Annotated in this window: 21 protein-coding genes; 10 read left to right on the forward strand and 11 right to left on the reverse strand. The window is 71.6% G+C overall.

Annotated features, from left to right (window positions below; all coding sequences use genetic code 11):
- Positions 1-2: 2 nt before the first annotated feature.
- From ACFY93_RS08085 to ACFY93_RS08095, 3 genes are all read right to left on the reverse strand, one after another.
- Complete coding sequence (locus ACFY93_RS08085) at positions 3-407, reverse strand: anti-sigma factor antagonist (protein ID WP_391354648.1); 405 nt, start codon at positions 405-407, stop codon at positions 3-5.
- 150 nt (positions 408-557) lie between these two features.
- Positions 558-920: a DUF488 family protein gene (locus tag ACFY93_RS08090; protein ID WP_391354650.1), complete on the reverse strand. Its 363-nt coding sequence runs from the start codon at positions 918-920 to the stop codon at positions 558-560.
- Between the two features lie 180 nt (positions 921-1,100).
- Entirely contained in the window at positions 1,101-1,772 is a 672-nt protein-coding gene (locus ACFY93_RS08095; protein ID WP_391354652.1) for a DUF4232 domain-containing protein, read from the reverse strand.
- 278 nt (positions 1,773-2,050) lie between these two features.
- Between ACFY93_RS08095 and ACFY93_RS08100 the strand changes: the two genes are divergently transcribed.
- Positions 2,051-2,722 (forward strand): hypothetical protein, encoded by a 672-nt coding sequence (locus ACFY93_RS08100; protein WP_391354654.1) that lies wholly within the window; start codon positions 2,051-2,053, stop codon positions 2,720-2,722.
- A 79-nt stretch (positions 2,723-2,801) separates the two neighbouring features.
- Here the strand turns inward: ACFY93_RS08100 and ACFY93_RS08105 are convergent, their stop codons facing one another.
- From ACFY93_RS08105 to ACFY93_RS08130, 6 genes are all read right to left on the reverse strand, one after another.
- On the reverse strand, positions 2,802-4,346 hold the full coding sequence (locus tag ACFY93_RS08105; RefSeq protein ID WP_391354657.1) for an NCS1 family nucleobase:cation symporter: 1,545 nt from the start codon (positions 4,344-4,346) through the stop codon (positions 2,802-2,804).
- 60 nt (positions 4,347-4,406) lie between these two features.
- Positions 4,407-5,426, reverse strand: coding sequence for a TIGR03842 family LLM class F420-dependent oxidoreductase (locus tag ACFY93_RS08110; RefSeq protein WP_391354660.1), 1,020 nt, complete (start codon positions 5,424-5,426; stop codon positions 4,407-4,409).
- Positions 5,427-5,471: 45 nt separating this feature from the next.
- Positions 5,472-6,872, reverse strand: a complete 1,401-nt coding sequence (hydA, locus tag ACFY93_RS08115; protein ID WP_391354662.1) for a dihydropyrimidinase — start codon at positions 6,870-6,872, stop codon at positions 5,472-5,474.
- A gap of 91 nt (positions 6,873-6,963) precedes the next feature.
- Positions 6,964-8,214 (reverse strand): aminotransferase class III-fold pyridoxal phosphate-dependent enzyme, encoded by a 1,251-nt coding sequence (locus tag ACFY93_RS08120; protein ID WP_391354819.1) that lies wholly within the window; start codon positions 8,212-8,214, stop codon positions 6,964-6,966.
- A 29-nt stretch (positions 8,215-8,243) separates the two neighbouring features.
- Complete coding sequence (locus tag ACFY93_RS08125) at positions 8,244-9,086, reverse strand: nitrilase-related carbon-nitrogen hydrolase (protein ID WP_391354664.1); 843 nt, start codon at positions 9,084-9,086, stop codon at positions 8,244-8,246.
- A 194-nt stretch (positions 9,087-9,280) separates the two neighbouring features.
- Positions 9,281-9,532, reverse strand: coding sequence for a helix-turn-helix domain-containing protein (locus ACFY93_RS08130; protein WP_391354667.1), 252 nt, complete (start codon positions 9,530-9,532; stop codon positions 9,281-9,283).
- A gap of 62 nt (positions 9,533-9,594) precedes the next feature.
- On the opposite strand from ACFY93_RS08130, the gene map reads away from it, so the two are divergent.
- Entirely contained in the window at positions 9,595-10,362 is a 768-nt protein-coding gene (map, locus tag ACFY93_RS08135; protein WP_391354668.1) for a type I methionyl aminopeptidase, read from the forward strand.
- A 75-nt stretch (positions 10,363-10,437) separates the two neighbouring features.
- On the opposite strand, the gene ggt is transcribed toward map, so the two are convergent.
- Complete coding sequence (gene ggt, locus ACFY93_RS08140) at positions 10,438-12,258, reverse strand: gamma-glutamyltransferase (RefSeq protein ID WP_391354669.1); 1,821 nt, start codon at positions 12,256-12,258, stop codon at positions 10,438-10,440.
- A gap of 103 nt (positions 12,259-12,361) precedes the next feature.
- Between ggt and ACFY93_RS08145 the strand changes: the two genes are divergently transcribed.
- Positions 12,362-13,117, forward strand: coding sequence for a hypothetical protein (locus tag ACFY93_RS08145; protein WP_391354671.1), 756 nt, complete (start codon positions 12,362-12,364; stop codon positions 13,115-13,117).
- 157 nt (positions 13,118-13,274) lie between these two features.
- A complete protein-coding gene (locus ACFY93_RS08150; RefSeq protein WP_391354674.1) occupies positions 13,275-14,849 on the forward strand; it encodes an alpha/beta fold hydrolase in 1,575 nt (524 codons plus the stop codon).
- 272 nt (positions 14,850-15,121) lie between these two features.
- On the opposite strand, the gene ACFY93_RS08155 is transcribed toward ACFY93_RS08150, so the two are convergent.
- Positions 15,122-15,631: a DUF6278 family protein gene (locus ACFY93_RS08155; protein WP_391354677.1), complete on the reverse strand. Its 510-nt coding sequence runs from the start codon at positions 15,629-15,631 to the stop codon at positions 15,122-15,124.
- 185 nt (positions 15,632-15,816) lie between these two features.
- On the opposite strand from ACFY93_RS08155, the gene ACFY93_RS08160 reads away from it, so the two are divergent.
- The 6 genes from ACFY93_RS08160 to ACFY93_RS08185 all read left to right on the forward strand — a co-directional run bounded on the left by ACFY93_RS08160 (position 15,817) and on the right by ACFY93_RS08185 (position 21,546).
- Positions 15,817-17,193, forward strand: a complete 1,377-nt coding sequence (locus tag ACFY93_RS08160; RefSeq protein ID WP_391354680.1) for a radical SAM protein — start codon at positions 15,817-15,819, stop codon at positions 17,191-17,193.
- A gap of 58 nt (positions 17,194-17,251) precedes the next feature.
- Positions 17,252-17,410 (forward strand): hypothetical protein, encoded by a 159-nt coding sequence (locus ACFY93_RS08165; RefSeq protein WP_391354683.1) that lies wholly within the window; start codon positions 17,252-17,254, stop codon positions 17,408-17,410.
- Between the two features lie 195 nt (positions 17,411-17,605).
- Entirely contained in the window at positions 17,606-19,078 is a 1,473-nt protein-coding gene (locus ACFY93_RS08170) for a radical SAM protein (RefSeq protein WP_391354686.1), read from the forward strand.
- A 4-nt stretch (positions 19,079-19,082) separates the two neighbouring features.
- Positions 19,083-19,805: a hypothetical protein gene (locus ACFY93_RS08175; protein WP_391354688.1), complete on the forward strand. Its 723-nt coding sequence runs from the start codon at positions 19,083-19,085 to the stop codon at positions 19,803-19,805.
- A 60-nt stretch (positions 19,806-19,865) separates the two neighbouring features.
- Positions 19,866-20,648, forward strand: coding sequence for a methyltransferase domain-containing protein (locus tag ACFY93_RS08180; protein ID WP_391354690.1), 783 nt, complete (start codon positions 19,866-19,868; stop codon positions 20,646-20,648).
- Position 20,649: 1 nt separating this feature from the next.
- Positions 20,650-21,546: a TrmO family methyltransferase gene (locus ACFY93_RS08185; protein WP_391354693.1), complete on the forward strand. Its 897-nt coding sequence runs from the start codon at positions 20,650-20,652 to the stop codon at positions 21,544-21,546.
- Positions 21,547-21,601: the final 55 nt, after the last annotated feature.

The raw sequence follows: 21,601 nt of genomic DNA on the forward strand, positions 1-21,601 counted from the left end.
CCTCAGCCGGTCGGGTGCGGCCAGTGCCTGAGGCTGCCGGACGCGGGAGCGGACCGCGTCGCCTCCGCCGCCGAGGGGTAGATCTCGTAGCTCTCGTGCATGCCGCTCAACTCGAAGATCCTCAGCATCCGGCCGGGGACCGAAGCGATGCGCAGCGCGCCCTCCTGCGCACGGACGCGTTTGGTGATCGCCACGATCGCGCCCAGCCCCATCGAGTCCATGAAGGTGACGAAGCCCAGGTCCAGGACGACGTGGCGGTGTCCCTCGTCGACGAGCCCGATGACTCCCTCCCGGATCATGGCGACGGTGTGGGCGTCCACCTCGCCGTCGGCCTCGACGACGGTCCAGCCGTTGACGACGTCGTAGCTCACCATCATGTTCTCGTGCCGGATGATGTTCGTTCGCATGACGACCCCTCTTCACGTCTTCGCACGGCGCGCGACGTGCGGCGCGCGACGTCCGGGGCGGATGCCCGGCCCGGACGACGGTCACGGTCCGCGCGGGACCGGGCGCGCGGGCCCCGCGGTGACCGGCATCGCGGGCGTCCCGCCGACCTGTCAGTGGTCGCCGGTCAGCCACTCGGCGAGAACGGCGGCCTGGCTGTGGTCCACGTCCTTGGTGGCGGTCAGCAGCGTGATCCTGCCGTGCGCCGCCAGGTCACGCAGATGACCGACCGCCTCGCGGTGCCCGGCGTCGCGCAGCTCCGCCAGGTAGCGGTCGGTGAACTCGGCGAAACGGCTGGGCTCGTGGCCGTACCACGTGCGCAGTTCGCTGGAGGGGGCGATGTCACGCAGCCACTCGTCCAGGTGCGCGTCCTCCTTGCGCATGCCCCGGGGCCAGACCCGGTCGACCAGCACGCGCTTGCCGTCCTTCGGCCCGGTCTGCTCGTAGACCCTGCGATAGGTGATCTGTTCGGCCATGGCGGTGCCCTTCCTGACGGTGCCCTCCAGATCGGCCGGCCGCCCTCGCCCAGCTGAAGTGGAAGGCTCCGTGCCCTGCCGCGGAGCGCATGGTTCCGACTCGTCCACCATATCGGGGACGGCCCGTGCGAACCCGTCGGGAGACCGCCCGGGCCCGGCGGCGTCCGGCCCCGGCGCGGGTCAGCCGTCCTTCGTCGCCTGCCAGGGCGTCGTGCCCAGAACGTTCTCGGGACCGATGTCGAGCGGGTCCGTCAGGTGGACGTTCCTGGTCTTCTGCCCCGTTTCGGGGGCCACGCGGAGATAGGGGCCGGGCTCGGCCGCCATGCGCCAGTACAGGCCCGCGCGAGCGGTGTCTCCCGGGGCCAGGGTCAGCGGTCCGGGGCCGGGGTCGGCCGGGGCCACGGGGACCTCCTCGGTGCCGCGGACCGTGCGGACGCCCGGGATCGGGGCGCCCGTCTCGTCGAGGACGGTGACGGCCGGGTAGCCGTTCAGCGTGTGGGGGTGTTCGCCGCAGTTGGTCAGGACGAGGCTCATGGCGCGCAGGCCCATGGCTCCGTCGATGGGGCCCGGGTCGATGCGCACGCCGGAGGCCGGGCAGCCGCGGGCCTGTTGCACCGGGACGTGCGGCGCGGTCGCCGACGGGACGGGCGGGGGCGCCGTCTCCACCGGACTCGGCGCGGGCGCGGGCGCGGGCGTGGTCCGGGTGGGCGTGGGTGTGGGCGTGCGTTCCGGGTTGCGCTCCCGGTCCAGTTCGGCGGAGAGCCCGCAGGCGCTCGCGCCCAGCGCCAGAACGCACACCAGGGCGACGGCACGGACCGGCCCGCGCGCGGAAGGCGTCGGTATCGCGATCACGCGCCGATCATCGCATGCGGCTGTACGACGGCCGTCGGGTCCGCCGCCGGATCAGCCGTCGCGACGGTCACCGTTCCGTCGCTCGGCCGTGCGTCACGGTCACCGGTCCGTCGCTCGGCCGTGCGTCACGGTCACCGGTCCGTCGCTCGGCGGTGCGTCACAGTCACCGCACAGGCACGGAGCGAGTTGGCACTACCGCCCCACAGTGAGTCGTGTGAGACTGGCGTCCCCCACCCGGCGTGCGGGACTCTTCCGCACCGACTCCAGAGAAGTACTCCGTGCGTTCTCTTCCTCTGCCGCTCGCTCTCACCGCGCGTCTGCTGCCGGTCGCCGTGCTCGCCACGGCGGGCTGGATGCTGGCGTCCGGTCCGTCGGCCACGCCGGCCGCGGCCGAGCACCGCGCGGCGGACGGTTCGGACCGGGGGACGAAATCCGGGTCGGCGCCCTCGACGAAGACGGTGACCAAGACCTTCACCGCGGCACCGGCGCCGTGCGGCAGCATCACCGAGAAGTCGGTGAAGTCCCTGGTGCCGGGCGCCAAGACGGCCGGCCAGGAGATCGCCTCGACGGACAAGTCGGTCCGCCGCACCTGCTCGTGGAACGCGCTCAAGGGCTTCGACTACCGCTGGCTGGACGTCTCCTTCGAGATCAAGCCCTCGGACGACGCGGCCGAGACCGCCTTCAAGCAACGCACCGGGGAGAAGAGCGGCGGCGGAGCGGTCCCCGGGCTCGGCGACGCCGCCTACTCGGTCGTGAACCTCACCACCGCGGACAAGCAGCAGACCCGCGAGGGCGTGGTGATCGTCCAGGCGTCCAACGCGCTGGTGACCGTCACCTACAACGGCAGTGACTTCGAGTCGAAGAAGGCGCCGAGCACGGACGTGATCAACAAGGGCGCCATCAAGGCCGCTAAGGACGCGGTGGCCGCGCTGGAGAAGGCCGGGAAGTAGGGCTCCCCGGCCTTGCCCAGCTCCGCAACGCCCTCCTCCGGGCCGCGGCCCACCCGTTCATCCGCCGCCGGCCGGTCCCTCAGGCCGTCTGGTGACGCCGTCCGGACGCCATCAGGGCGGCGTAGAGCACCAGGGACGACGCGAGGCCGACCGCCCAGCCGTAGTCAGCGAGCGGTTTGAGGAACGGGACGAGCCCGTCCACCGGGAACGGGCCCTGCTTGGCACCCTCGGCGTCCACGGTCGAGTAGGAACCGCCGACCGCCAGCACGCCGCCGACCGCGAAGGCCCCCACCGCCCGCCAGTTCCAGCCGGACGCGTACCAGTAGCGCCCGCCGGGTGTGTAGAGGTCGGCGAGGTGGAGCACGGTCCGCCGGATGATCCAGTAGTCGGCGATCAGGATGCCCGCGACCGTGCCGAGCAGCCCGCCGACCACGCCCAGCCAGGTGAAGATGTACAGCTCGGGCGAGGAGGTCAGCTTCCACGGCATGATCACCACACCGACGACTCCCGTGATCAGCGCCCCGGTACGGAAGTTGATGAGTCTTGGTGCGAGGTTCGCGAGGTCGTACGCGGGTGAGACGACGTTCGCCGCGAGGTTCACGGAGATCGTCGCGACGAGCACGGTCACCAGGCCGAACAGAAGCCCGAAGACGTTGTCGGCCTTGGCCGTCAGCGCGACCGGGTCCCAGATCGGCGCCCCGTACACGGCCTCGGAACCGGAGGTCACCAGCACGGAGAACAGGGCGAAGACCGTCATCGTCGTGGGCAGGCCGAGGGTCTGGCCCCAGACCTGGGCACGCTGGCCGCGCCCGAACCGGGTGAAGTCGGGGATGTTGAGCGACAGTGTCGCCCAGAAGCCGATCATGCCCATCAGGCCGGGGAAGAAGACCGGCCAGAAGTCGGCGCCCCAGCCGAGCCGGGAGGGCTGGTCGAGGAGCGTGCCCAGGCCGCCCGCCTTGCCGGCGATCCAGACCAGCAGGACGACGGCGCCGACCAGGACGAAGGGCGCCGCCCAGTTCTCGAAGCGGCGCAGGGTCTCCATGCCGCGGTGGATGATGGCGAGTTCGAGGGCCCAGAAGACGCCGAAGCACACCCACAGCGTCCACGGCTGCCCCGCGACCTCGGAGGCGTCCGCCCAGCCGCCGAAGATGTTGCCCAGCAGCAGGAACACGCCCTGCCCGCCGATCCAGGTCTGGATGCCGAACCAGCAGCAGGCGACGGCGGCCCGGATCAGCGCGGGCAGGTTGGCGCCGCGCAGTCCGAAGGCGGCGCGGGCGAACACCGGGAACGGGATGCCGTACTTGGGTCCGGCGTGGCCGGTGAGCAGCATCGGGACGAGCACGATCAGGTTGGCCAGGGCGATGGTGAACACCGCCTGCTTCCAGTCCATGCCGAGCGCGATGAGCCCGGAGGCGAGGGTCCAGGACGGGATGCAGTGCGCCATGCCGATCCACAGGGCGACGAAGTTGTACGTCGTCCAGCGGCGCTCGGCGAGCGGCACGGGCTTCAGGTCGTCGTTGGCGAACCGGCTGTCGGCGGGGTAGGCGCCTTGGACGAGTTCGACGCGGCCCTCCGCGTCGGCGGTCTGGGATATCGGCGGCCCCGCGGGGACGGTGTCGGTCATGGGCAGGCCCATCGGTGGGAGGGATGGGGGGGGTGGCGGTTCGGGGCGCCCGTGGGGGCGTCAGCCGTTGACGGCGGGGATGACGCGGGTCCCGTACGCGTCGATGACGGCTTCCTTGGCGTCGTGCATGTCGTAGAGGGCGAACTGGTCGACGCCCAGCTCCCGCAGGGCGCGCAGCTTCTCGATGTGCCGTTCGGCCGGGCCGATCAGACAGAACCGGTCGACGATCTCGTCGGGGACGAACGCGGTGTCGGGGTTGTCGCTGCGCCCGTGGTGGGAGTAGTCGTAGCCCTCGCGGGTCTTGATGTAGTCGGTGAGTTCCCGGGGGACGACGCCGGAGTGGTCGCCGTACTTGGAGACCAGGTCGGCGACGTGGTTGCCGACCATGCCGCCGAACCAGCGGCACTGCTCGCGGGCGTGGGCGAGTGCCTCGGGCGAGTCGTCGTCGGTGACGTAGGCGGGGGCGGCGACGCAGACCTTCACCTCGGACGGGTCGCGGCCCACGTGGGCGGCGGCGGTCCTGACCGTCTTGACCATGTACTCGGTGAGGTAGAGGTCGGACAGCTGGAGGATGAAGCCGTCGGCCTCCTCGCCGGCCATCTTCAGCGCCTTGGGTCCGTACGCGGCCATCCAGACGGGCAGCTCGGCGCCCGGCGCGACCCACGGGAACCGGACGACCGTACCGCCGAGGTCGGCCTCCTCGCCCCGGGCGAGCGCGCGGATGACCTTCATGGCGCCGCTGATCCGGGCCAGCGAGTTGGGTGCGCGGCCGGTCACCCGCATCGCGGAGTCGCCGCGGCCGATGCCGCAGATCGTGCGGTTGCCGAACATGTCGTTGAGCGTGGCGAAGGTGGAGGCGGTGACCTCCCAGGTGCGGGTGCCCGGGTTGGTGACCATCGGGCCCACGGTGAGGCGCTGGGTCTGGGCGAGGATCTGGCTGTGGATGACGAAGGGTTCCTGCCACAGCACGGCCGAGTCGAAGGTCCAGCCGTAGGTGAACCCGTTGCGTTCCGCCCGTTTCATCAGGCTGATGACGCGAGAGGCAGGGGGGTCGGTCTGCAGGACGAGTCCGAAGTCCATGGCGCCACTCCTGGGTCGCTCAGAGAAGGTGCTCGGAGAAGGTGCTCAGAGGAGGTACTGACAGGTGGAGCGCGGTGTGTAGACGCCGTGTCCGGCGCGTCCGGTGAACTCCCGGTCGGTGATGACGGCTTCGCCGCGCGAGAGCACGGTCTCCACCCGCCCGGTGACGCGCCGGCCCTCGTACGCCGAGTAGTCGACGTTCATGTGGTGGGTCTCGGCGGAGATGACCTGCTCGGCGTGCGGGTCGTAGATGACGACGTCGGCGTCCGCGCCCGGCGCGATGGTGCCCTTCTTCGGGTACAGGCCGAACATCCGGGCCGGGGTGGCGCAGGCGATCTCGATCCAGCGGCGGCGCGAGATGCGGCCCTCGACGACGGCCTGGTGGAGCAGGTCCATGCGGTTCTCGACGCCGGGCATGCCGTTGGGGATCTTCGAGAAGTCGCCGCGGCCCAGTTCCTTCTGTCCGCTGAAGCAGAAGGGGCAGTGGTCGGTGGAGACGACCTGGAGGTCGTTCGTGCGCAGTCCCCGCCACAGGGCCGCCTGGTGCTCCCTGGGCCTCAGCGGGGTGGAACACACGTACTTGGCGCCCTCGAAGCCGGGCTCGGCGAGGTTGTCGGTGGACAGGAACAGATACTGCGGGCAGGTCTCGCCGAAGACGTTCAGCCCGTCGTCGCGCGCCCTGACCAGCTCGGCGACCGCCTCCCGCGCGGAGACGTGCACGACGTAGAGCGGGGCCCCGGCGACCTGGGCGAGCCGGATCGCCCGGTGCGTGGCCTCGGCCTCCAGCAGGGCCTTGCGGACCTCGCCGTGGTAGCGGGGGTCGGTCTCGCCGCGGGCCAGCGCCTGCTCGACCAGGACGTCGATCGCGATGCCGTTCTCGGCGTGCATCATGATCAGTCCGCCGTTGCCGGCGGCGCGCTGCATGGCGCGCAGGATCTGGCCGTCGTCGGAGTAGAACACCCCCGGGTAGGCCATGAACTGCTTGAAGGAGGTCACGCCCTCCTCGACGAGCAGGTCCATCTCCTTGAGCGTCTCGTCGTTCACGTCGGAGACGATCATGTGGAAGCCGTAGTCGACGGCGCAGCGGCCGTCGGCCTTGGCGTTCCACGCGTCCAGACCCTCGCGCAGGGTGTGCCCGACGCTCTGGATCGCGAAGTCGACGATGGTGGTGGTGCCGCCCCAGGCCGCGGCCCGGGTGCCGGTCTCGAAGGTGTCGGCGGCGTAGGTGCCGCCGAACGGCATCTCCATGTGCGTGTGCGGGTCGACGCCGCCCGGGATGACGTACTTGCCCGTCGCGTCGATGGTCCGGGCGGCCGTCCACGCCTCGGCGGCCGGGGTGCCCGTCGCCGCGAGCGCGGCGATCCTGCCGTCCTCGATCAGGACGTCGGCGTGTGTCTCGTCGGACGCGGTGACGACGAGGCCGCCGCGGATGACGGTACGGCTCATGCTCGCTCTCCTTCCGGTGCGGGTGTGCCGGGGTGGCAGGCGATGCCGGGGGCGGCGCCGGGACGGGAGGGCCCGGCGCCCGCTCGGGTCGCTACCGGACGCTCCGCAGCGCGCGCTCCAGGATCGCGGCGCCCTCCTCCGCCTCGGCGACGGTGAGGGTCAGGGGCGGGGCGACGCGCAGGACGCTGGTGTCGTGGCCGCCGCCCTTGCCGATCAGCAGGCCCTCGCGGCGGGCCGCTTCGAGGACGGCCGCGGCGGCGTCGGCGTCGGCCTCGTCGGTCCCCGGCCTGACGAGTTCGACGCCGATCATCAGTCCCCGGCCGCGGACCTCCCGTACGCCGGGGAGCTGCGCGGCGGCGGCCCGCAGCCGCTCGATGAGCAGGCCGCCGACGCGCCGGGCGTTGCCCTGGAGGTCGTGTTCGAGGAGGTAGGTGAGGTTGGCGAGACCCGCGGCCATGGTGACCGGCGAACCGCCGAAGGTCGAGATGGAGTTGGCGTCGAGGCAGTTCATGATGTCGGCGCGGGCGACCACGCCGCCGACGGACATGCCGTTGCCGATGCCCTTGGCGAAGGTGAGCATGTCGGGCGGGCCCGAGGCGGCGTGCGCCTGCCAGCCCCAGAAGTGCTCGCCGGTCCTCCCCCAGCCCGTCTGCACCTCGTCGGCGATCCACAGGATCCCGCGCGGGTGCAGGACGTCGCGGAAGGCGGCGTACAGGCCGTCCGGGGGCGCGGTGAAGCCGCCGACCCCCTGGATCGGCTCGGCGATGAGGGCCGCGGGGGTGCGGACGTGGCCGAGCAGGTCCTCGAGGTCGGCGACGCAGGCGGCCACGAAGTCGGCGTCGCCGAGATGGGCGTACGGGCCGCGGGTGCGGACGCCGCCGTGCACGTACTGGGTCTGCAGGGGCGAGAGCGAGGTCGGTGACCAGCCCTTGTTGCCGGTGATGCCGACGGCGCTGAAGGAACGGCCGTGGTAGCTGTTGCGCATCGCCAGGATCTGGTTGCCGCCGCGGTGGGCGGTGGCGAGCAGCAGGGCCGTGTCGTTGGCCTCGGTGCCCGAGGTGGTGAAGAAGACGCGGGCGTCGGGGATGCCGGACACGTGGGCGATGCGTTCGGCGAGTTCGACCATCGGCCGGTTGAGGTAGAGAGTGGAGGAGTGGATGATCCGGCCGGCCTGTTCGCTCACCGCCTTGGTGACCTCGGGCAGGGCGTGCGCGGTCATGGTGGTGAGGATGCCGCCGAAGAAGTCGAGGTACTTGTTGCCGTCGGCGTCCCAGACGTGACGGCCCTCGCCGTGGGTGATCTCGACCGGGTCGGCGTAGTAGAGCGCGAGCCAGTCGGGCATGACGGCGCGGTGGCGGGCGTACAGGTCGCTCACGGCCGCACCAGCCCCTCGTACGCGTCGGGGCGGCGGTCGCGGTAGAACGCCCACTGCTGCCGTACGTCCTCGATCAGGTCGAAGTCGAGGTCGCGGACGACGAGTTCCTCGGTCTTGTCGCTCGCCGTGTCGCCGACGAACCGGCCACGCGGGTCGACGAAGTACGACGTGCCGTAGAAGTCGTTGTCGCCGTACTCCTCGACGCCGACGCGGTTGATGGCGGCGACGAAGTACTCGTTGGCGACGGCGGCGGCGGGCTGCTCCAGCTGCCACAGGTGGGAGGAGAGCCCGCGGTGGGTGGCGGAGGGGTTGTAGACGAGCTGGGCGCCGTTGAGCCCGAGCTGGCGCCAGCCCTCCGGGAAGTGCCGGTCGTAGCAGATGTAGACGCCGACCTTGCCGACCGCCGTGTCGAAGACGGGCCAGCCGAGGTTGCCGGGCTTGAAGTAGTACTTCTCCCAGAACCCCTTGACCTGCGGGATGTGGTGCTTGCGGTACTTGCCGAGGTAGCTGCCGTCGGCGTCGATCACGGCGGCGGTGTTGTAGTAGAAGCCGGACTTCTCGATCTCGAAGACGGGCACGACGACGACCATGCCGGTCTCGCGGGCGAGCTCGCGCATCCGGGTGACCGTGGGTCCGTCCGGCACGGGCTCGGCCCAGCGGTAGTGCTCGGGCTCCTGGACCTGGCAGAAGTACGGGGCGTTGAAGACTTCCTGGAATCCGATGACCTGGGCGCCCTGCCGGGCCGCCTCGCGGGCGTGCTCCTCGTGCTTGGCGACCATGGAGGCGGTGTCGCCGGTCCAGGTGGCCTGGACCAGGGCGGCGCGTACGACGTGGGCCATGAGCTGCTCCTTCGACGGGACGTCAGAGAGCCTCTACGCCCGTAGACACAGGCCGTAGAGGCACGAACGTAAGCCTCCGGGGCGGCCTTGCCAAGACCATCGTCGTCAACCCGCTGAGTCGATCATGTTTCACACCCCTGTGGGTGACAGGCGGAGCGCCTGGCGGGAGCCTCAGGACAGGCGGGGGCGGGCTCTCACGCCGGGGTCATCGCGCAGAGCCCCGCGAGCTCGTCCATGGACAGGCCCAGCACCCGCGCGAGCGCCGCCACCGTGAAGAACGCGGGGGTCGGGGCGCGGCCCGTCTCGATCTTGCGGAGCGTCTCGGCGGACACGCCCGCGCTCACGGCGACCTCGGCCATGGTGCGGCCGCCCCGGGCCGTGCGGAGCAACCGCCCGAGCCGCTCGCCGCGTTCACGCTCTTCGGGGGTCAGGGGGGTGCGCACCATGGCAGCCAGTCTAATACCGGCGAGCGGTATATGAATAGGCGGCGACCGGTATAGTAATTGGCATGGTGGAACTGAAGACGGACGCGTCGATGGACAAGATGTACGAGGCCGGGCAGGTGGTGGGCCGGGCGCTGACGGCGGTGCGGGAGGCCGCGGACGTGGGGGTGAGCCTGCTGGAGCTCGACGAGGTCGCGCACGAGGTGCTGCGCGGGGCCGGCGCGACATCGCCGTTCCTCGGCTACCGCCCGGCCTTCGCGCCCACCCCCTTCCCGGCCGTCCTGTGCGTGTCCGTGAACGAAGCGATCGTGCACGGCATCCCGACCGGCTACCGGCTGCGCGACGGCGACCTGGTCTCCGCCGACTTCGGCGCCGAACTGAACGGCTGGGTCGGCGACTCGGCCATCAGCTTCGTGGTGGGCGAGGCGCGCGCGGAGGACACCCGGCTCGTCGAGACCGCCGAGCGCGCGCTGGCCGCGGGCATCGGGGCGGCCGTGGTCGGCAACCGCATCGGCGACATCGCGCACGCGATCGGCACGGTGTGCCGCACCGCGGGCTACGGCATCCCGGACGGCTTCGGCGGCCATGGCATCGGCCGCCGTATGCACGAGGACCCGGGCGTGCCGAACGAGGGGCGACCGGGCCGGGGCATGCCGCTGCGGCACGGCATGGTGCTGGCCATCGAGCCCATGCTGATCGGCAGCGGCAAGGACGGCTACCACCCGGCGCCGGACGGCTGGACGCTGTGCACGGACGACGGCTCGCGCGCCGCCCACGCCGAGCACACGGTGGCGATCACCGACGCGGGGCCGCGCATCCTGACGGCCCGCTGACCCCTGCCCCCGCGCGGGGCACACCGACGTCCGCACCGGAGTGCCCCGCGGGCCGGCGCACGGCCGCCCCGTACCTCAGGACGCCGGGCGCACCACCCGCGCCGAGCCGCCGCCCCGGCGCACCTTCTCGGCCGCGGCGAGCCACTTGCCGCCGGGCAGCCGCTGGACGCCGGTCGCCGCGCCGATCTCCGGGTTCAGCCGGAAGGCGTGGCCGAGGGACTCCAGGCGCGCGCGCAGCGGGCTGTCCCACAGGGCCGGTTCGAGCTCCGTCGTCGTCTGGTTGCGCTGGCTGGCGCGGGGCGCGGCGATGGCGTCGACCAGGGGCAGACCCCGGTCGAGGAAGCCCGTCAGGGTCTGGAGCACGGTGGTGATGATGGTCGCGCCGCCCGGCGAGCCGAGCGCCACCACGGGCCGGCCGTGCCGGTCCAGGACGATGGTCGGCGAGATGGAGGAGCGCGGCCGCTTGCCGGGACCCGGCAGGTTCGGGTCGTGCACGCCGGGGCTCGCGGGCGTGAACGAGAAGTCCGTCAGCTCGTTGTTGAGCAGGAACCCGCGCCCCGGCACGGTGATGCCGCTGCCGCCGGTCTGCTCGATGGTCAGGGTGTACGCGACGACGTTGCCCCACTTGTCGGCGACCGTCAGGTGCGTGGTGTTCTCACCCTCGTAGGTGGTCGGGGCCGCCCGGCCGGCCGTCCCGCACTTCGCCGGGTGCCGGGGGTCCCCCGGCGCCAGCGGGCTGGTGAGCACCGCGTCGTCACGGATCAGGCACGCGCGCGAGTCGGCGTACTTCTGCGAGACCAGCTGCCGGGTCGGTACGTCCTCGAAGGCGGGGTCGCCCACCCAGCGCGCCCGGTCGGCGAACGCGATCCGGGAGGCCTCGATGTAGCGGTGCAGGTAGCGCGCCTCGCTCGCCTTCGACAGGTCGGTCCGCTCCAGAATGTTGAGGGCCTCGCCGACGGTGGTGCCGCCGGACGACGAGGGCGCGATGGTGTACACGTCCAGACCGCGGTACGAGGTCTTCGTCGGCGCCTGCCGTTTCGCCTCGTACGCCGCGAGGTCCGCGCGGGACAGCCTGCCGGGACGCACCACGCGGTCCGAGCCGGCGGCCACGGGCGGCTCGTTCACGGTGTCGACGATCTCCCGGCCGATGGGCCCGTGGTAGATCGCGTCGGTGCCCTCGCGTCCCAGCTGCTCGTAGGTGCGGGCGAGGTCGGGGTTCTTGAGGGTGGAGCCGACCACCGGGAGCGAGCCGCCCGGCAGGAACAGCTCCGCGGTGGCCGGGAAGTCCGCGAACCGCTCCTGGTTGGCCTCCGTCTGGGAGCGGAACGTGGCGTCGACGGTGAAGCCGTGGCGGGCCAGCCGCTCGGCGGGCTTCAGCACCGTGCCGAGCCGCTCGCTGCCCCACCGGTCCAGGGCGGTCTGCCAGGTGGCGGGGGTGCCGGGGGTGCCGACGCCCAGCCCGCTGGTGACGGCGTCCGCGAAGGGGAGCGGTTTCCCGTCCTCCAGAAAGAGGTCCGGGCCGGCGCTCAGAGGCGCCGTCTCGCGTCCGTCGATCGTGCGCACGGTACGGGACTTCGCGTCGTAGTAGACGAAGTAGCCGCCTCCGCCGACGCCCGCCGAGTAGGGCTCGGTGACGCCGAGGGCCGCCGCGGTGGCGACGGCGGCGTCGACCGCGTTGCCGCCCTTGCGCAGCACCTCGATGCCGGCGGCCGAGGCGTCCGCGTCGACGCTGGCGACCGCGCCGCCGTAGCCGACGGCGACCGGCACCTTCGCGGGCGCCGCCGCGCCGGGGGCGGACGTGACCGCGCCCGGGGACGGGGGCGCCGAGGCCCCGACCGACACGACAGCGGCGGTCACCGCCAGGACCGCCAGATTCCGCGCATGGTTGCGACGCATCCGTACCTCCAGTCAACAGCCGTCCGCGCAGCGTAACCGCATCACCATGACCGCGTCAGGGTGCCTCGAACCGGATCGCGCGCGGGCGCTAGCATGCGCGCCCATGACTGACGACGTGCGCAACATCGTCCTGGGACTGATAGCGGCGGGCATCAGCGCCACGCTGGGCTGGCTCGCCCGGACGTATCTGTGGAAGCGCAAGCTCCGCCGCAAGCAGGCCTTCTTCGGGCTGCCGGACAACTCCGAGTCGCTGCTCGTGGTCAACAGGGAGGCCGGAGGCCCGGAGCTGACGGTGATGCGGCACGACGTGTTCGCGCTGCTGGAACTCTCCGCGCTGATCAAGGACTGCGGCGCGCACGCCCAGGTCGTCCCGCACGACGCGGCCCGGCAGGGCTTCGGCGAGCGCACGGAGTTCTGCGTCGGCGGGCCGGCGTCGAACCGCCGGATGGCCGCGCATCTGCACTCCCTGCTGCCCGGCATACAGGTGAACACGGACCCCGAGCCGGGGCCGGACCGGGGCGCTCTGCGGATCGGCGGCGAGCTGTACCGGCTGGAGGCGGGCCGGGAGGAGTACGTGGTCCTCGCACGGCTCACGGGGGACCTGGGGCGCGAGGCGAGGCCCGTCTTCCTCTTCTGCGGCCAGCGTGCGATCACCAACCAGGCCGCGACCCGCTACCTCGCCCGTCACCACACGCGGCTGGCCCGCAAGTACGGCGGCAACTCCTTCGTGCTGCTGCTGAAGGTCGTCAACTCCCAGGCGTACGGCCCCGATGTGGTCGAACTGGTCGCGGACGTCACCCGGGCCGCACAGGCCCCGGCGCCGGCGGCCTCCGCCAGGTGCTCCCACCGAGCCTCGTAGCGCAGGAGCGGAAGAGCACGTTCCGGGGAGCCGCGCACACGGAAAGTACACATATGAACAATCGTTACTCGCACGTAACTTACTCACGGGTTACCCGCAGTAAGCCGCCGAGGTTACCGTCTGGTCACTTTGGATGGAGACGAGTGAGGAGCAACCCGTGGGACTCTCGCGCAAGGCCCTGCGCACCACCACCGCCGGGGCCGTCTCGGCGGCCCTGATCGCCGGCACGGCCCTCGGCCTCGCCCCCACGGCCCAGGCGGCGGCCCGAACCGGCACAGTCCGTTTCGTCGACATCACCGGGGACGGCGGCACGGTGCTCAAGGCCAACGTGGTCACCCCCGCCGACGCCGACGGCACCCGCGGCTACCCCCTCATCGTGCTGCCGACCAGCTGGGCCATGACGCAGATCGAGTACCTGGCACAGGCCCACAAGCTCGCCGACTCCGGCTACGTGGTGGTCAGTTACAACTCCCGCGGTTTCTGGCAGTCGGGCGGTGAGATAGAGGTGGCGGGACCGCCGGACACGGCCGACGCGTCCCGGGTGATCGACTGGGCCCTCGCCCACACCCCCGCCGACGCCGACCGGATCGGCATGGCCGGTGTCTCCTACGGAGCGGGCATCAGTCTTCTCGCCGCCGCGCACGACAAGCGGATCAAGGCGGTCGCGGCCCTCAGCGGCTGGGCCGACCTCATCGACTCGATCTACTCCGGCCGCACCCAGCACCTCCAGGCCGCCGCGATGCTGGGCGGCACCGGCTACCTCACCGGCCGCCCCAGCGCCGAACTCCAGCGGACGCTCAAGGACTTCCTGGCCTCCGACCTGTCCAAGGAGCCGGAGATGATCGCCTGGGGGAAGAAGCGTTCCGCCGCCTATGCGGTCGACCGGATCAACGCGAACGGCGCCGCGGTCATGCTGGGCAACGCCTGGGGCGACAGCATCTTCCCGCCCAACCAGTACGCCAGGTTCTACGAGCGGTTGACCGGCCCCAAGCGCCTGGAGTTCCGGCCCGGTGACCATGCGACGGCCGAGGCCACCGGTCTGCTCGGGCTCCCCAACGACGTCTGGACGGACGCGGAGCGCTGGTTCGACCACTACCTGAAGGGCGAGGACAACGGCGTCGACCGGGAGCAGCCGGTGCGGATCAAGTCCCGCTCCACCGGCGGCTACGAGGGCTATCCGGACTGGAAGTCGGTCGGCGCCACCCGGAGGAAGATCGCCCTGGCGGGCACGACCACGATCCACACGAACGTCGACTCCGGCGCGGACGGCGGCGTCATCTTCCTCTCCAGCATTCTCGACCAGCTGGCGCAGCTGCCCCCGACGGCGTCGATCCCGCTGCTGCCGCGCCGCTGGGCGGCCGTCTGGCGCTCCGAGAAGTACGGGAGCGCCCAGCACGTGCGCGGGACGACGACGCTGCACACCACGGTCACCGGAACCGAGGAGAGCGGAACCCTCGTCGCCTACCTCTACGACGTGGGCCCGCTCGGCCTCGGCAAGCTGGTCAGCCACGCGCCGTACACCTTCCACGGGCGGACGCCCGGCAAGCCGTTCGGCGTCGACCTGGAACTGTTCTCCACGGCCTACGACGTACCGGCAGGGCACCGTCTCGCCCTGGTCGTCGACACGGTCGACCCGCTCTACATCGAGCACAACCCGCCCGGCGCGCAGCTGACCTTCTCCTCGCCGGAGCATGACCCGTCGTACGTGTCGGTGCCCCTGCGCGAGAAGTGATCTCCGGCTGCCGCCGGGCGGGACCGGCTCAGTGAGTCATCCGCTCCCCCGGCCCGTGACCCCCTCGGTCAGGGGCCGGGCCCGGCCACCCCCGGCGGCGTCCGTAGTACCCGTTCAAGTCGTGCTGTTCGATCTGCGGATCGACGGCCATTCCCAGCTCTACCCACTCTCGGCTGTGTCGCGGGTGTCGCAAACTACCGAGCCGGCGGGGGCCCTGGAGAACGACACGCACCTTTCGGGCATAAGCCGTATTTAACGCATCTATCCCCAGGTCAGACCTCGGAGGCCTCCGCGTACAGCTGGGTGAGCCCCGGAGCGCCGCTGGCGGCCCAGTCGTGGCCGTAGGCGACGACGTCGACCTCGCGCCCCGACGACAGCCTCACCACGGGCTGCCCGCCCGGCCACAGCAGCCACATGGCGCCGGGGACCGTGCGCACGATGACCGTGCCGAGATAGAGACCGGCGTCGTTGCCCAGCCAGTCGAGCCTCTCCTCGTCGTCGCGCCAGCGCGGCAGCAACTGGTCGAGCGCCTCCAACGAGGCCGCCGAGTCGTCGAGTTCGACACCGGCCTCGTAGGCCTGGGAGCGCAGCAGCTCGCACTCGGAGAGCAGGCCGGCCAGGCTTCCCGAGACGCCGTCGCCTGCTGACTCATCGCCCGCGGAACCTCTGCCACCCGCGGAGCCTCTCTCGCCCGCGGAGCCGCCGCCACTCGCGGAGAACACCGCGACACCCGAGGCGGGGCCGCGCTTCTTGTGCCAGTTGCCCAGGAAAGGGATGTTCATACGCCCAGCGTGTCACCGGGGCGGCCGGGAGCACCACAGGCGCGCGGAACGCCCGTTGCCCGGACAAGGCCGCGCTCCCACCCCTTGCCAAGCTTATTCATCCTTCGTAGAGTTCACCGCAACATGAGTTCAACGCATGTTGACTTTGTTGTTCCGCCGTCCGGTGACCAGGAGAGGCAGGGCTCGTGCAGAAGATCCCCTTCCAGGTGAACGAAGGCGGGCTCGTCGCGCTGCTGCCCAACGGGCACGTCGAGTTCCTGGCCGCCTCGGCGCGCGAGCTCATCCGGCAGCACAACTCCGGACGGGCCGTGTCCTCCGAGGAGTTGATGACCCACGCGCTCAGCGACCCCCTCGTGACGCTGGACCGGTTCCATCTGCCCGCCCCCGCCATCGCCTTCGTGGAGACCACGAACCTCTGCAACCTGCGCTGCAGGCACTGCTACGCGGACTCCGCGCTGAAGCGGCCTGACGAGATGTCCACCCCGCGCATCAAGGAACTCCTCGACGACTTCGCCGACATGGGCGTGCTCCAGGTGTTCCTGACGGGCGGTGAGATCTTCTCCCACCGGGACGCGGTCGAGATCATCCGGTACGCCCGCACCAAGCCGTTCAGCACGCAGATCTTCACCAACGGCCTGCTCGTCACCGAGGAACGGCTGGCGGCGATCCCGCCCGGCCAGTCCTTCTTCATCAGCTTCGACACCGCCGACCCCGAGCGCACCGTCCGCGGGAAGATGGACTTCCCCAAGCTGGAGCGCGCCTTCGAGATGATGCGCGCCCACGGGCACGTGTTCCGCACCGCGATCTCCGTCCACCGCGACAACATCCAGGACGCGGAGGAGATCTTCGAGTGGTGCGCCGAACGCGGCTACCCGAGGCCCCAGTGGCTGGAGACCCACCCGGTGGGCCGCGCGCTGCTCCACCCGGACATGCTGCTGCGCCCGGAGGACGTGGACGAGGTCTTCGAGGTCTACCGGCGCTGCATGGACCGCTACTCCACCGAACCCGACCTGGAGCCGGCCGGTCCGGACGCCGGGCCCGAAGCTCCCTCGGGGCCCGCGCACCGGCGTGCGGCGGACGAGATCCGCGGCGTCGACACCATCCAGTTCTGCCAGCGCCTCGAACGCGCCGTCGGCCAGGAGAAGTGTGGCCGCTCGGTCGTCTACGTCAACAGCCGCGGCGACGTCTACCCGTGCAGCAACTGCATGTCGGGACAGCTCTACCGGGCCGGGAACATCACCGGGCGGTCGTTCGCGGACATCTGGGAGAACGGCTTCGACGAGTTCCGCGACATCCGCTTCAGCGACCACTCCGTGTGCGGGCCGTGCCCGGTGGCCCAGGAGGACATCTGGTGCCAGTTCCGCTGCCCGCCGCTGGCCCGGAACATCACGGGCGACCCGAAGGGCTGCGGCGCCACCGAGTACCTCCAGGAGTTCACGCTGCGCGCCGGCCGCTACTGGAGGGCCCGCAAGCAGAACAACGTACGCCTGACGCTGACGCCGCGGCCCCCGCGGCCCGCCGGTCAGCCGGGCCCCACCAAGCTCCCGCTCCCGACGACGTGAGCGGGTCCCCGTCCGCGGCGGCGCCACCGGCTCCGCCCGAACCGAAGGGAACACCGGCATGCCCGAAGAGAAGAAAATCATCCGCATCCACCTGGAGCCGGGGCAGGAGGGCGTGACCCTGAGCGCCGTCGGCGCCGCCAACGCCACCGCGCCCGCCGAGACGCTGGTGGAGAGCACCAACATCACGGAGCCCACGGTCATCGAGGTCGAGGTCTGAGGGGACCTCGTCACGTCCTCACGGACCGACGGCACAGCGGTGGACCACCTTTCCCGGCCCGTTGAGGGGCGGGCCGGGAGGGGCCGCTCCACCGAGCACCACCCGAACCTCCCCCGCCCCGGCCCCGGCCGGGCGACCGAGGGAATCCCTGTCCAACGCCGCCCGCACAGAAGGCTTCACGGAGACGAGGTCGCGATGAGCAAGACGGCTGTTTCGGCCGGCAGCACCGCGCTGCGCCCCGGCACAGGACTCGCGCGGCTGCTCCGGGAGAACCCCGCGCTGAACATCGGCCAGGACGAGTACAACATCAACGTGACGGCCAACTACGGTGAGACGCTGTCGCCTTCGGAGGTCGCGTACGCCCTGCGTCACCACCCGGGCGCCGGACGGCCCGCGCACCTCTACTTCCACGTCCCGCTGTGCAAGTACGTCTGCCACTTCTGCAACTACGTCAAGCGCAAGGTCCCCGACGGCCCCGAGGGCGACGCCGCCCCGCGCATCTGGACCGACCTGCTGCTCGACGAGTCCACGCGCTCTCTCGCCCACGCCCCCTGGCTGTCCGGCGCGGTGATCGAGTCCGTCTACCTCGGCGGCGGCACCGCCTCCCTGCTCGGCACCGAGCAACTGGCGCGGCTGCTCGACCACGTACGCGCTCATTACACGCTCTCCGACGACTGCGAGATCAGCCTGGAGGGCAACCCGGACAACTTCCAGCAGGACGAGCTGGCCGAGGCCGGGGCGATCGGCTTCAACCGCTTCAGCGTCGGCGTCCAGTCCCTGCAGAGCGAGGTCAACGCCTTCGCCGGGCGCGGCCACGACGCCGCCATGTCGGTGCGGGCCATCGAGAAACTCCGATCCACCGGCCGGCCGTACAACGTCGACATGATGTTCGGGCTGCCGCACCAGACCACCGCCAAGGTCGCCGACGACATCCGGCGGCTGATCGACCTCGACGTGCCCACCATCACCATCTACCGGCTGCGCAACGCGGACCGCGCCAAGATGGGCATCGGCAACCGCGCCCTGTGGAACGTGGAGAGCGTCAAGAGCCGGCTGCGCGAGCAGGACCTCTTCCCCACGCTCGGCGACACCTACGCGATGCGCGAGGCCATCGTGGAACTGCTGCTCGACGGCGGCTACCACCCGAGCCCGTGCGGCTGGTGGAACCGGCCCGGGGTCTACCCGGACGGCAACATCCCCCGCGTCTCCCGCAACAAGTGGCAGCGCCACGACTCGATGATCGCCTACGGTCCCGGCGCCTACGGCTGGCTCACCGGCGACGGGGACACCGTGGTCCAGACCCACAACGTCGCCGACATCTCCGGCTACGCGCGCCGCCTGAAGGACGGGCCGGGTCTGCCGCTCGCTCCCGGGCGCCGCCTGACCGGCCACGAGGCCATCGGCATGGTCCTCGGCTTCGCGTTCAAGGCGAACCAGCCCATCGACGCGGCACGCTTCCGCCGCCGGTTCGGCGTGGAGCTGTTCCTCGACGAGCCGTTCGCCTCCGTCTTCGCCGACCTCATGGCCCGCGGACTCGTGGAGCCCGTACCGGGCGCGCCGGAGAGCGTGATACCCACCCTGGACGGCGAGGCACTGCACGAGGAGATCATCAGCGTCTACTTCCACCAGCGCGTCGGCGGGTTCGCCGAGGCCGTCTGCCGCAGGTGACCTCGTGATCACACATCGGCGCATCCAGTGGCGCAGGGACCCGGCCGGCGCGGCCTACCGCACGATGCGGTCGTTCCCGGCGGGCCCGGCGCACGCGACGGTCCTGCTCGCGGGCCCCGGAAGCGTGTCGGCGGTGGACGGCGACGGACGCGACGACCGGTTGCTGGACGCGCTCACCCGGCGTCTGGTCGCCGACGGCGCCCAGGTCCTGCAGTGCGACATGCCCGCCCGCGACCCCCGGACGCCCTCCACCGCCGCCGACCAGCGCGCCCGCGCCGACCGGCTCTCCCAACTGCTCTACGCGCACGGCCACATGATGCGGGGACCGCTCACCCTCCTCGGCTTCTCACTGGGCGGGCAGGCGCTGCTTCGGCTGCTGGAGGGCGGCACCCCGCGCCGGGCCGACCGGGTGGTCCTGGTCGGCACCGTCGTCGAGGAGGACTCCTTCCTCACCTCCCGCTTCACCTCGCTCGACCTGGTCTACGGCAGCCTCGACCTCGTCGGCTACGTCGCGGACGCGGACGACGACTCCCTGCCGCCGGCGGTGTTCGACCCCGGCATGTACGGCGACTGGTCGGCGAGCCGGCTGATCGGGCGGCGCTCCTTCGAGGTCGGCGTGCACGTGCTGGAAGGGCTCGGCCACACCCTCCAGCCCTGCGGCCCCGGCTCCGTCCCCCGCGCGGACCCGGTCCCCGCCCTCACCGCCCTGGTGGGCGGCACCGGCTGACGCTCCACCCTGTACCGCACCGTCGGCAGACCCAGGACCTAGCAGAAGGCAGCGTACGAGATGCTCTCCAGTCAGCGATTCGACAAGATCGCCGAGAACTTCGCGACCAGCGAGGTGCACCGCTCCAGCCCCACGATGGAGGCCCTGCACGAGACGCTGGGTCCGCAGACGGGCAGCGCCATCTGCGACGTGGCCTGCGGGGCCGGCCACCTGGCCCTGTCGTTCGCCGCCGAGGGGCCCGCCCGGCTGGTCGGGGTGGACCCCGCGCCCAACATGCTGGCGTCCTTCCGCAAGCTCGCCGCCGAACGCGGCGCCGAGGTGGAGACCGCCGAGGCCTACGCCGAGGAACTCCCCTTCCCCGACGCGTCGTTCGACCTCGTCGTCTCCCGCCTCGCCCCGCACCACTTCCGTGACATGCCCAACGCGGTGGCCGAGATGGCACGGCTGCTGCGCCCCGGCGGGCGGCTCGCCGTCATCGACCTCGAAGGGCACGACGACCCCGAGATCGACGGCCTCAACCACGAGCTGGAGATGCTGCACGACCCGACGCACCGGCGCAGCTACACCCTCACCGAGTGGACGCGCTTCCTGCTGGACGCCGGGCTGAACGTCCCGGTGGCCCGGGGCTCCCAGTCCGAGAGCCGCACCGGGGTGCCGGTCAGGCGGTGGTGCGAGATCGCCTCGTCCGGCGCCGAGGCCGAGGAGGCCATCCGCCGCCGGCTCGCCGAGGCGCCCGCCCTGCACCGGGAGGCGCTCGGCATCCGCCAGGACGGCGACGAGTTCCTCATCCCCGTACGCACGTGCATGGTGATCGGGGTCAAGCCGCTCACGGGGAGCCGCTGACATGCCCGTCATCAGGCTGTTCTCACCGGCCCCGAGCCCCGGCGCGGCGGCGCTGGAGAAGCTGTCCGACGAGGTGACGGCACTGCTCGGACTCGACCGCGGCCAGTGCTGGCTGTGGTGGCAGCGGCTGGAGCCCGGCTCCTTCCACCGCCCCGAGTGGAACGGACGCGAGGGCGCCACCGCGCCCGTCGGCCTCGTCGTGTGCAAGGAGAGCTACAGCCGCGGCCAGGTCGGCCGGCTGCTGCGGCTGCTCCAGGAGCGGCTCGCGGACCTGTTGCGGGTCCCCGCCGGGGACATCTACCTCGCGGTCCAGCGCGCCCCCGCGGGCGAGTTGCTCGTACGGGGCGAGGTATGGGATCCGCAGGAGGCACAGGAGGCGGGCACGGTGACGACGACAGGCACGGCGGGCGGGGCGGAGGGCGGCCCGGCGGCCGGGGCGATCACCGACGTCGTACCGGTCGCGTACGTGCACAACGAGCGCCGGGAGATCACCGACGACGACTGGGGCCCCGTCGCCTCCGTCATCCGGCTCGACGCCGGCCGGTTCGGCCCGGACGCGCTGCTCTCCCTCGACTCCTTCTCCCACCTCGAGGTCGTCTTCCGCTTCCACCGCGTCCCGCCGCACAAGGTGCAGCAGGGCGCGCGCCACCCCCGCAACAACCCCGAGTGGCCGCTGGCGGGGATCTTCGCGCAGCGCGGCAAGAACCGCCCCAACCGGCTCGGTGTCTCGCGCTGCCGGCTGCTGCGGACCGACGGCCTCGACCTGCACGTCATGGGCCTCGACGCCGTGGACGGCACGCCCGTGCTCGACATCAAGCCGTACCTGCGGCAGTTCGGCCCGCGCGAGGAGGTCGTCCAGCCGGGCTGGGTGGACGACCTGATGCGCGACTACTACTGACCGGCCACGGACCACTGAACCACCAAAGCACCGGGCGACCGGGCCACTGGGCCCA

The organism is Streptomyces sp. NPDC008313 (genome assembly GCF_042956125.1).
Lineage (GTDB): Bacteria > Actinomycetota > Actinomycetes > Streptomycetales > Streptomycetaceae > Streptomyces.